The organism is Rhizobium sp. N731, from assembly GCF_001664145.1.
GTDB classification, from domain to species: Bacteria; Pseudomonadota; Alphaproteobacteria; order Rhizobiales; family Rhizobiaceae; genus Rhizobium; species Rhizobium esperanzae.
In genome coordinates this window covers 496,630-506,687 of the sequence record NZ_CP013606.1, presented here as the reverse complement: position 1 = coordinate 506,687, position 10,058 = coordinate 496,630, and the positions used below count along the sequence as shown (strand labels likewise).

At 63.3% G+C, this 10,058-nt stretch carries 10 protein-coding genes; 6 read left to right on the top strand and 4 right to left on the bottom strand.

Translation table 11 applies throughout. From position 1 onward, the window contains the following. The 3 genes from repC to repA form a co-directional block, all read right to left on the bottom strand. Window positions 1-1,215 (bottom strand): plasmid replication protein RepC, encoded by a 1,215-nt coding sequence (gene repC / locus AMK02_RS29850; protein ID WP_064808804.1) that lies wholly within the window; start codon window positions 1,213-1,215, stop codon window positions 1-3. Window positions 1,216-1,369: 154 nt separating this feature from the next. Continuing rightward, window positions 1,370-2,365, bottom strand: a complete 996-nt coding sequence (gene repB, locus AMK02_RS29845; protein WP_064808803.1) for a plasmid partitioning protein RepB — start codon at window positions 2,363-2,365, stop codon at window positions 1,370-1,372. Beyond that, entirely contained in the window at window positions 2,362-3,558 is a 1,197-nt protein-coding gene (repA, locus tag AMK02_RS29840) for a plasmid partitioning protein RepA (protein ID WP_064808802.1), read from the bottom strand. Before repA ends, repB begins: the two co-directional genes overlap by 4 nt. A 203-nt stretch (window positions 3,559-3,761) precedes the next feature. Here repA and cobF point away from each other — a divergent pair, with 203 nt between their 5' ends. The 5 genes from cobF to AMK02_RS29815 all read left to right on the top strand — a co-directional run bounded on the left by cobF (window position 3,762) and on the right by AMK02_RS29815 (window position 8,093). Then, window positions 3,762-4,526, top strand: a complete 765-nt coding sequence (gene cobF, locus AMK02_RS29835) for a precorrin-6A synthase (deacetylating) (RefSeq protein WP_064808801.1) — start codon at window positions 3,762-3,764, stop codon at window positions 4,524-4,526. Between the two features lie 63 nt (window positions 4,527-4,589). Continuing rightward, window positions 4,590-5,969 (top strand): precorrin-3B synthase, encoded by a 1,380-nt coding sequence (gene cobG, locus AMK02_RS29830; RefSeq protein WP_064808800.1) that lies wholly within the window; start codon window positions 4,590-4,592, stop codon window positions 5,967-5,969. 2 nt (window positions 5,970-5,971) lie between these two features. Continuing rightward, window positions 5,972-6,604, top strand: coding sequence for a precorrin-8X methylmutase (locus AMK02_RS29825; RefSeq protein WP_064808796.1), 633 nt, complete (start codon window positions 5,972-5,974; stop codon window positions 6,602-6,604). Then, window positions 6,601-7,332: a precorrin-2 C(20)-methyltransferase gene (locus AMK02_RS29820; RefSeq protein WP_064808795.1), complete on the top strand. Its 732-nt coding sequence runs from the start codon at window positions 6,601-6,603 to the stop codon at window positions 7,330-7,332. Before AMK02_RS29825 ends, AMK02_RS29820 begins: the two co-directional genes overlap by 4 nt. Further along, window positions 7,329-8,093 (top strand): precorrin-3B C(17)-methyltransferase, encoded by a 765-nt coding sequence (locus AMK02_RS29815; protein WP_064808793.1) that lies wholly within the window; start codon window positions 7,329-7,331, stop codon window positions 8,091-8,093. The genes AMK02_RS29820 and AMK02_RS29815 overlap by 4 nt, the downstream gene beginning before the upstream one ends. On the opposite strand, the gene AMK02_RS29810 is transcribed toward AMK02_RS29815, so the two are convergent. Continuing rightward, the gene (locus AMK02_RS29810; RefSeq protein WP_064808791.1) at window positions 8,057-8,827 is read right to left on the bottom strand and encodes a cobalt-precorrin-6A reductase; all 771 of its coding nucleotides are present in this window, start codon (window positions 8,825-8,827) and stop codon (window positions 8,057-8,059) included. The two genes, AMK02_RS29815 and AMK02_RS29810, sit on opposite strands and share 37 nt — an antisense overlap. Here AMK02_RS29810 and AMK02_RS29805 point away from each other — a divergent pair. Then, window positions 8,826-10,058, top strand: coding sequence for a bifunctional cobalt-precorrin-7 (C(5))-methyltransferase/cobalt-precorrin-6B (C(15))-methyltransferase (locus AMK02_RS29805; RefSeq protein WP_064808789.1), 1,233 nt, complete (start codon window positions 8,826-8,828; stop codon window positions 10,056-10,058). The genes AMK02_RS29810 and AMK02_RS29805 overlap by 2 nt on opposite strands.

The following is a 10,058-nucleotide window of genomic DNA, read 5'->3' as shown; positions in this document are numbered from 1 at the left end:
TCATCCCGTTTTTCTCGTCATCGGACCATTGGCCCGCATCAACGCCATCAGCATCGGACCGAGCGAGAACTCACCGCGCTCCGCCCGCCGCGTCAGATCACGCAGATAGCCGCCGGCCGAATTGATATGGCCGCCGCGTTCCAGAATGCAGGCGATCACGGTGGCAGCATTCTCCGGCCCCATGACGTCGCAGGCTTGCTGATAGGCGCTGGGGCTGACGCCAAGGGTGGAACGGACGACGACGGCGGCGGCCATCAAATCCCGCCAGCTACCGATTCCGCCGCCCGGCCCATAGGCAACAATCTCGGGGCAGGCCTGCAGCACCACGGCAAGGGGGAAGGATTTCGGCGGCTCCCGCCACGGCCGCGGTTCTTCCTCCGGCTTCGCGCCCTGCTTCGTGTCGAAGCTTGGTTCAAGTTCAGATATGGGGTGTGGGTTTGAATTATGTATGTGCCGACCGTTTTGGCTGTCATTGGCGTCTGTTTTTTTTGCTTTTGCCTTCGATTCCAGCGTCTTGACGATCATTTCGCGGAACGCTTCGAGATCAGTCAGCAGGCTCTGGATCTCCGCGGTCGACGGGCGGCGCGGCAGGCTTGCCGATAGGCAATTGAAATGTTGCTGCATCTTGATCCACTCGCCGGCGATTTCCTCTTCCAGCGCGATCTCGATGAGCTTGGTGATGTCACGCCGGCAAAGGCTCAGCCGCTCTCTCAGGCGCTTCCATTCAAGCTTGTCGGCCAGCACCTGCGCCGCCTGGGCTTCGATCTCGCGAGCGCGCACGACGAGCGGTGCCAGGCTGAAGCCGAAGGCGTCCCCAACCCCGCCCTCGCCGTTGCGGCGGGCAAAACGTTTTCCGTTCGGACTATCCCGCCGGATGATCAGGCCGGCCTCCACCAGCATCGCCAGGTTTCGCCGCAGCGTGGTGCCGGCCATGCCATGAGTGCGCAGCGACAGCTGCTCGTTCGAAGGAAAGACGACGAAGCCGTTGGTCTCGGCAATCTCGTTCTTCGGATAGAAGGTCAACAGCGCGTTGAGAACGGCAAGCGCACGGTCGGACACGCCGATCAGGCTCTTTGCTTCACAGAGCGCACGAAAGATCTTCCATTTGTCGACCGATGCGTCCGCATCGATCCTGCTGGCGCTTTCCTGGCTTTCCAGCATGCCAAGCGTCATCGATCGCCGCCCGAAGGGCGTCGATACATATTGAGGCTCCATGTCCCTCACCTTTTTTCAAGGCAAAAGAAATCTACCATCCAAAAGGATGCCGAAGAAGCTTGACACTGATTCGAGGAAGTGCGATTCTCAGATTGTCCAGATATGAGAAAGGCTTCCGCGACGGCAACGTTCGGAGGCTTTTTTCTTTTGCGGCCTACTCTCCTGCTTGCAACTTGCCGGCCTGATAAGCTTCGTAAAGCTCATCGAGACGGCGTGAAATGTAAGCGCCGAAATCCGGCGCATCGCCTGTTTTCAACGCGATCGTGAAGGAACTGCCGGCGCTTTTGATTCGGCCGGCAATCTTGCCGCCGCTCTTCGGCTTCCAGTCATATTCGGTGGGCTCGGGCCTGGCCTCTTTCCTGGCGAGTTCGGCGACCAACAGCTCGAATCGGCGGTCGCTCTCCTCCGCCCTGAACCGATCCGAGGCGATGAACTTCGCAAGCCGCGCCGCCGTCGTCCCATTCCAGTCCTGGGCAAGCGCCATCCACTTGCGTCGTCCGATACCGGGTGCGTCCCCCACCGACCTGATGATTTCGGCCGGAATGGCCTTGGCTACCGACAGCAGCTTCGATAGCTCCGTCTTATCAGTGGACAGCGCCTTCATGATAACGGGACGTTCAAAGCCCTTGAGCTCGAGATTGAGAGCGAAGACGGCGCGTTCGATATAGGAAAGGTTCCGGCGCGCCGAATTCTCGATGCCCTGCGCAATGACGACATCGGTGTCGTCGAGCTGGCGGACGATCGCCTGCACCCTGCGCCCGAGCAGCTTGACGGCCTGCAGCCGGCGATGGCCGTAAGCGATCTGGTACCGCTCGCCATCTTCGGGATGGCGCCGAACAAGGATCGGCACTTCCTGGCCATTGTCGGCAATCGACTGCACTAGCTCGTCCTCGCGATCGAGCGGCTGGTCGGCAAGGCGATCGCGGACGAAGGAAGAATCGATCAGCTCGGGATCGAGTTCGACGATGCGCTCGCCGGAGAGCAAAGCCTCCTGCATCGCCCTGCTCTCTTCCTCCATGCGGCCAAGGGTCAGCGCCATTGTCCGAACCGGACCGGCCGATCCACGCAAAGAAGGCTCCTCGTAGTTGGCCGCGGCCAACTCCTGCGCCGTATCGTCGAAAAGACCTTTCAGGCGATCACGTCTGCTCATGTGCGGCCCCAGGCTTTGTGAATGCCGGCAAGAACCTCGCCATTGGCAGCGTTGACCGATTCCAGCGCCCGATCATACGTCGAGCGGCGCACCTGCCCCTTCTCGATTTCGTAAAGCGTCTGCTTTGTCAGCCCGGCATCGGCGATTGCCGTCGATTTGAGAATGGTTGCCGTCAGCACGTCGTCGCCGAACAGGCTGCGCAACAGCGCAACGATCTGTGACTGCGGTGCATCGAAGGGTTCGTGACGGGTGACGACATATTTGATGAAGTCGTGCTGCAGGTCGCCGCCGGCCCTGCGAACCACAGAGAGAAGATCCGAGGTCATCAGCAGGAACTGCGACATGGAGGCGACATCAACCATCTGCGGGTGGATGGTGATGAGCAGCGATGTGGCGGCGCAAACGGCACCGAGGGTGAGGTAGCCGAGCTGCGGCGGGCAGTCGATCACCACCACATCGTAATCGGCCTCGACCTCGGCGATAGCGACGCCGACGCGGCGGAAAAACAGCTCGGCCGGCTTCTGGCGATCATTGAGCGCCCGCGGCGTCTCATGCTCGAACTCCATCAGTTCGAGATTGCCGGGCACCAGATCGAGTCCGTCGAAATAGGTCTTGCGGACGATCTCCTTCAGCGGCTTACGAGCCGCATCGTAGCGGATGGCCCCATACAGCGTATCGCCGTCGGAAAGATCGAATTCCGGCTGAACGCCCAGCATGGAGGAGAGCGAAGCCTGCGGGTCGAGATCGATCGCCAGCACCCGGTAACCCTCCAGTGCCAGATGTTGCGCCAGATAAAGCGTGGTCGTCGTCTTGGCCGAACCGCCCTTGAAATTGGTGACGGCGACCGTCTGCAGCTTTTCGCCGGGGCGACGCCACGGGAGGTAACTCAGCGCATCCTTCGGCTTCAGGTTCGCCATGTAATGGCGCAATTCATTGATCTGCCCGAGCGTATAGGAACGTCGACCATTTGAGGAAAGCTCCGGCTGCGGCCCCTTGCCGTCAAGCGAAAGCTGGCGAAGATAACCGTCGGAAACGCCGATCATCTGGGCGGCTTCGCCGGAAGAGAATGTGCGCAGCGTCTTCTGCGCAAGCGGCGGAAACAGCTTGTCGCGGAGAAGCTTCAGTTGCCGCGAAAGCTGGTTCGCATGCCGCTCGATCCGCACGTCTGTCGTCGATACGCTAATGTTGTCCAAAACACCCAATCCTTTTCGATGCGCTTTTCTGTCAACATAGCGTCAAAAAGCGTATCGAAAGTGACACGATTCGGGATTTACGGCAACAATAGGGGTCAAGCCACCGCGGCTGGCCGAGTTGGCCGCGGCCAACTCCCTGCCCTGCCCTTGCGGGCGGCCGGGTTTTTGGGCAAGACCGCTTGGACTCACGGGGAAATATCCGCTTGAAGCATATCAATATCATCGGAATCGGCACGGGCAATCCGGAGCACGTCACCATACAGGCGATCAAGGCGATGAACTCCGCCGAGGTGATCTTCCTGCCGCTCAAGGGCGCCGGCAAGGAAGAGCTCGCCGAGATCAGGCGGGAGATCTGTGAGCGTTATGTCACCCGTCCAGGCGTCCGGATCGCAGAATTCGCGGTGCCGGAAAGGCAGACCGCACACAGAAGCTACTCCCAAAGCGTCGATGCCTGGCACGGCGAGATCGCGAATATCTATGGAGAATTGATCTCGGGCCTGCCGGACGGCGGCATCGGCGCCTTTCTCGTCTGGGGTGATCCCAGTCTTTACGACAGCACGATCCGCATCATCGAACGCGTGCGTCAAGCAAACAGCATTGATTTCGATTACAGCGTCGTTCCCGGCATCACCAGCATCCAGGCTTTGGCGGCCAGCCACAAAATCCCGCTCAACCTCGTCGGCCAACCGGTCGAGATCACCACCGGGCGGCGGCTGGCGCGGGATGGATTTTGCGGCGGCAGTACGGTCGTCATGCTCGATGGCGAACAGGCTTTTGCGAAGATCGACGATGCCGACGCCGAGATCTTCTGGGGCGCCTATCTCGGCACTGGAGACGAGATCATCCGATCGGGACGGCTCGCAGACATCGCTGCCGACATCCAGACACTCCGAAGCGAGGCGAGGCAGCGGCACGGCTGGATCATGGACATATATCTGCTGCGCAAGGGACGCGACTTCGAGGAATAGCCATCGCCATCGTGTTTTGCCGCGCCGGCCGCGATCATGTAAGAGATGATCAGAGGGTTGAGAATGGGCACAAAGGCCGCCAAGGCAATCGACAGGACAGGCGAGGCGGATCTCGATGATCGGCCGCCGGCGAAGCCACGCCCGCGCGGCGCCTGCCCAGCCCTTGCCGCACCCATGCCGACCGGCGATGGTTTGCTCGTGCGGCTGCGTCCGGCCGGCGGCGCCTTGATGCTATCGCAATTCTCAGCGCTTGCCCGCTCGGCTGCGGAGCATGGAAACGGCATCGTGGAAATCACCGCGCGCGGCAACCTGCAGATCCGCGGGCTGCGGGTCGAGACCGTTAGGCGCCTCGCCGCCGATATCGATGCCGCCGGGATCGCCGTGCCGGACGGGCCGGCCATCGAAATATCGCCGCTGCACGGCATCGATCCCGAGGAGATAAGCGATCCGGCAGCGCTGGAACAAGCGTTGCGCAGCACGCTCGGAGAGCGGCTCGCCTCGCCGCGGCTAGCACCGAAACTCTCGCTCATCATCGACGGCGGCGGCGCGTTCGGTTTATCGGCGCTTCCGGCCGATATTCGTATCGTCGCGCGACCCGGCGCACAATGGCTCGTTGCGATCAATGGCGACGGCGAGACGGCAACGCCAGTTGCGAAGGGTGCAGCAGAAGCGGCGATATCAGCCGTTGGCGAGATTCTCGAGCTGCTGGCGGTCAGGCAGAGCCGACGGGCGAGGGATATCGATCCGGCCCTTCTGCGGGCGCGGTTTCCCGCTATGGATGCCATCCGATTTCGTCCGTCACATCGAGCAAAGATGCCGCTTTCCGGCTTGCACCGGCTGAAGAACGGAAAACATGTGCTTGGTGTGCGGCCGGAATTCGGTCAGATGAGGGCATCCGATCTGACCACCCTGTTCGACGAGGCAAAAGCCCACGGCGCGACAGCCATTCGACTCGCGCCCGGCCGCGGCTTCTTCTTCACCGACTTTCCGGCGGGTGCTGCGCCGGCCCTGCAGATCACTGCGAGCAAACATGGCTTCAGTGTACAATCCGGCGAGAAATGCGAATATGTCGCTGCCTGCGCCGGCGCCGGCGCCTGCGGCTCCGCTTTCTTCGAGACCGGAACGCTGGCGCGCCGAATTCTGGCCGCGGCACCCGACCTTTTCGACGGCTCGCTGATGCTGCATCTCTCCGGCTGCGCCAAGGGCTGCGCGCATCCGCGTCCGGCACTGACGCTGACCGGCACGTCTGAAGGTTACGATCTCATCCTCAACGGGTTGGCAATGGACCGGCCGGATGAACGGATCGCTGGCGGACGGATCGATTTCGCTATAGAGAGGCTCGCCCGCTCCATCGAAGACAACAGAGGCGCTGGCGAATCGACCGCCGCCTGCCTTAAACGGCTTGGCGCAACCGGCGTTGCGAAGGCGCTGCGACAGGGATAGGAATGCCAGACTACGATTATATCCGCAGCGGCGACGCGATCTACGAGCGTTCCTTTGCGATCATCCGCGCCGAGGCCGATCTTTCGCGTTTCACCGAAGATCAAGCCGAGATCGCCGTCCGCATGATCCATGCCTGCGGGCTGGTCGAAGCGGCGGAGCATTTCGTCTTTTCGACCGATTTCGTCGGTGCCGCACGCGAGGCGCTGAAGGCCGGGGCGCCGATCTTCTGCGACGCGGAAATGGTCTCCCATGGTGTCACCCGGGCGCGGCTGCCGGCGCTGAACGAGGTGATCTGCACGCTGCGCGATCCGGCGACGCCAGAGCTGGCGCGCGAGATCGGCAATACGCGCTCGGCCGCCGCCATGCATCTGTGGCTCGACCGGCTCGGCGGAAGTGTCGTCGCGATCGGCAACGCGCCGACGGCGCTGTTCCACCTGCTCGAGCTCCTGCGCGACGGCGCTCCGAAACCCGCTGCGATCCTCGGCATGCCCGTTGGCTTCGTCGGCGCGGCGGAATCGAAGGACGCGCTGGCAGAGAATTCCTACGGCGTTCCCTTCGCCATCGTGCGCAGCCGGCTTGGGGGCAGCGCCATGACGGCTGCAGCGCTCAATGCGCTGGCGAGGCCGGGGCTATGACGGAACATGGCCGTCTGATCGGCGTCGGCACGGGTCCCGGCGATCCCGAGCTTCTGACCCTCAAAGCCGTCCGCGCCATCGAAGGCGCCGAAGTCATTGCCTATTTCGCCAAAGAGGGCAGGGGCGGCAACGGCAAGGCGATCGTCGAGCCGCTGCTGAAACCCGGCGTGACGCTGCTGCCGCTCTATTATCCCGTGACGACCGAGATCGACAAGAACGACGAACGCTACCAGAGCCTGATCACCCGGTTCTATGATCGCTCTGCCGCGGCAATCGCCGACCATCTCGATGCCGGGCGGACCGTCGCGGTGCTCAGCGAAGGCGATCCGCTGTTCTATGGATCCTATATGCACCTGCATGTCAGACTTTCCCAGCGCTACCCGACGGAAGTGATCCCCGGCATCAGCGCCATGTCGGGCTGCTGGTCGTTAGCCGGCATGCCGATCGTGCAGGGGGACGACGTGCTGTCCGTACTGCCAGGTACGATGGCGGAGACGGAGCTGACGCGCCGCCTGGCCGATACGCAAGCGGCCGTCATCATGAAGGTCGGCCGCAATCTGCCGAAGATCCGCCGGGCGCTCAAAGCTGCCGGCCGGCTTGCGGAAGCCGTCTATGTCGAACGCGGCACCATGGCGAATGCGGCCATGGTAAAGCTTGCCGACAGAGCTGACGGCGAGGCGCCGTATTTTTCGCTGGTGCTGGTTCCCGGCTGGGAGGGCAGCCGATGAGCGGCGCGCTCTTCGTGATCGGCACCGGTCCCGGCAATCCCGAGCAGATGACGCCGGAGGCGTTGGCTGCTGTCGAAGCTGCGACCGATTTCTTCGGGTATGGACCCTATCTCGACAGGCTGCAGCTGCGACATGATCAGCTGCGGCATGTCTCGGACAATCGCGAAGAGCTCGACAGGGCAGGGGCGGCACTGTCGATAGCGGCGGATGGTGCCAAAGTCTGCGTCGTCTCCGGCGGCGATCCCGGTGTCTTCGCCATGGCGGCGGCCGTGTGCGAGGCGATCGAGAACGGACCGGCCGCCTGGCGCGCCGTCGATCTCACCATCCTGCCCGGCGTCACCGCCATGCTGGCAGTGGCGGCAAGGGCGGGGGCGCCGCTTGGTCACGACTTTTGCGCCATATCGCTCTCCAACAATCTAAAGCCCTGGAATATAATAGAAAACCGTCTTGAATTGGCGGCCAAGGCCGGGTTCGTCATCGCCCTTTATAATCCGATCAGCCGGGCCCGGCCCTGGCAACTCGGCGAGGCCTTCAAGCTGCTGCGGGCGCATCTGCCTGCAACGACACCAGTTATTTTCGGGCGTGCGGCCGGGCGGCCGGACGAACGTATCGCCGTGCAGCCGCTTTCTCAGGCTGATGCCTCGATCGCCGATATGGCGACCTGCATCATCATCGGCTCGGCCGAAACGCGGATCATCACGCGGCCCGGCAGGCCGGATCTCGTCTATACCCCGCGTTTCATGGCGGAGGGAAAGAGGTGATCGATCGCCGCCAGCGCCGCCGCGACAGTTTCGACCGTCTTGACCGCGGACGCCTCAGCCCGCGCGACCATCAACACCTCGATGCCGAGCAGGCGGGCTGCCTCGATCTTCGCATAGGTGGCGGCGCCGCCGCTGTTCTTCGCAATGATGACATCGATATGGTGTTGCCTCAGCAGAGCCAATTCGCCTTCCAGCGTGAATGGACCGCGATCGAGGATATAATCGACATTCGCAAGCGTCAGCGGCGGCTCGACGGGGTCGACGCTGCGGATGAGATAGTGATGCTGCGCTGCCGCTTCCGCATAATGCGCACCCTGCCGGCCGGTTGCCACGAAGACGCGGCGAGGGGAGGGGCCAAGCGCCCCGATCGCCGCCGGAATGCTTCGCACGTCCCGCCAATGATCGCCCGGCAGGCGCTGCCATTCGGGACGGCGCAGAGCGATTGCGGTTATGCCGATGGCCTCGGCAGCATGGGCGGCATTGGTGGAAATGCGCTCGGCGAAGGGATGCGTGGCGTCGATCAGCAGATCATATCCGCCGGCCTTCAGGAAATCGGCGAGCGCCGCAGCCCCGCCGAAACCACCGATTCGAACCGGAACCGGCTGCGCGGCCGGTTTTTCGGTACGACCGGCCAGCGACAGAAGAACGTCGCAATCGTCACGCGCCGCGAGCGCTTCGGCCAGCAGACGCGCCTCGTTGGTGCCGCCGAGGATCAGGATGCGAGGTCGTCCCATGGCTGATGTCTCTCCTGCCGGCAATCCGCCGTGGCTGACTATTATCGGCATCGGTGAAGATGGTCCAGAAGGGCTGGGCGAGGAGGCGAGGAGGCTGATCGCCGGCGCACCGGCCGTCTTCGGCGGCGCACGGCATCATGCGCTGGCGGCGCCGCTGATATCAGGTGAGACCTTTGCCTGGCAGAGCCCGTTCGAGCGCTCGATCGAAGCCATCCTTGCCAGGCGCGGCACGCCGGTTGTCGTGCTCGCCTCCGGCGATCCGTTTCTCTATGGCGTCGGCGCAACGCTCTCCCGCCATGTGGCAGTGGACGAGATGCGCACCATCCCCGCGCCCTCGGCCTTCAGCCTTGCCGCCTCGCGCCTCGGCTGGCCGCTGCAGGACGTCGCGACGATTTCGCTGCATGGCAGACCGATCGACCTGATCCGGCCGCATCTGCACCCAAGGCGGCGCATCATTGCGCTGACGTCGGACGAGAATGGGCCTCGCGCGCTGGCAAACCTGCTGGCCACCGATGGCTTCGGTCAGTCGCAGCTTACCGTTCTCGAGGCGCTCGGCGGCGCGCGGGAACGGCGCAGAAACGCGATCGCGGCCGATTTCGATCTCACAGATATCGATTCCCTCAACGTCTGCGCCCTGCAAATCGCGGCAGGGGAGGGGGCGCGCATTCTGCCTTTCGCCGCAGGCCTTGAGGACGGGCTGTTCGAACATGACGGTCAGATCACCAAACGCGAAATCCGGGCGATGACGGTGTCGGCGCTTGCGCCGCGTCACGGGCAACTGCTCTGGGACATCGGCGCCGGTTCCGGCTCGATCGGCATCGAATGGATGCTCGCCGATCCGTCGCTGAAGACGATCGCCCTCGAGCAATCGTCGGAGCGGGCGGCGCGGATCGCCCGCAATGCATCCGCTTTCGGCGTGCCGCATCTCGCCGTCGTCGAAGGCGCAGCACCCGGCGCATTGGCGGGCTTGCCGGAACCGGACGCGATCTTCATCGGCGGCGGCGGCAGCGAGCCCAACGTTATCGATGCTGCGACTGCGGCGCTGAAGCGGGGAGGGCGGCTCGTCGCCAATGCCGTGACGCTCGAAATGGAGGCGGTGCTGCTCTCAGAACACGCAAAACGCGGCGGCTCGCTGACGCGCATCGAAATAGCGCGCGCAGGCGCCATCGGCGGCATGAGCGGCTGGCGGCCGGCCATGCCGGTGACGCAGTGGTGCTGGACGAAAGGATGA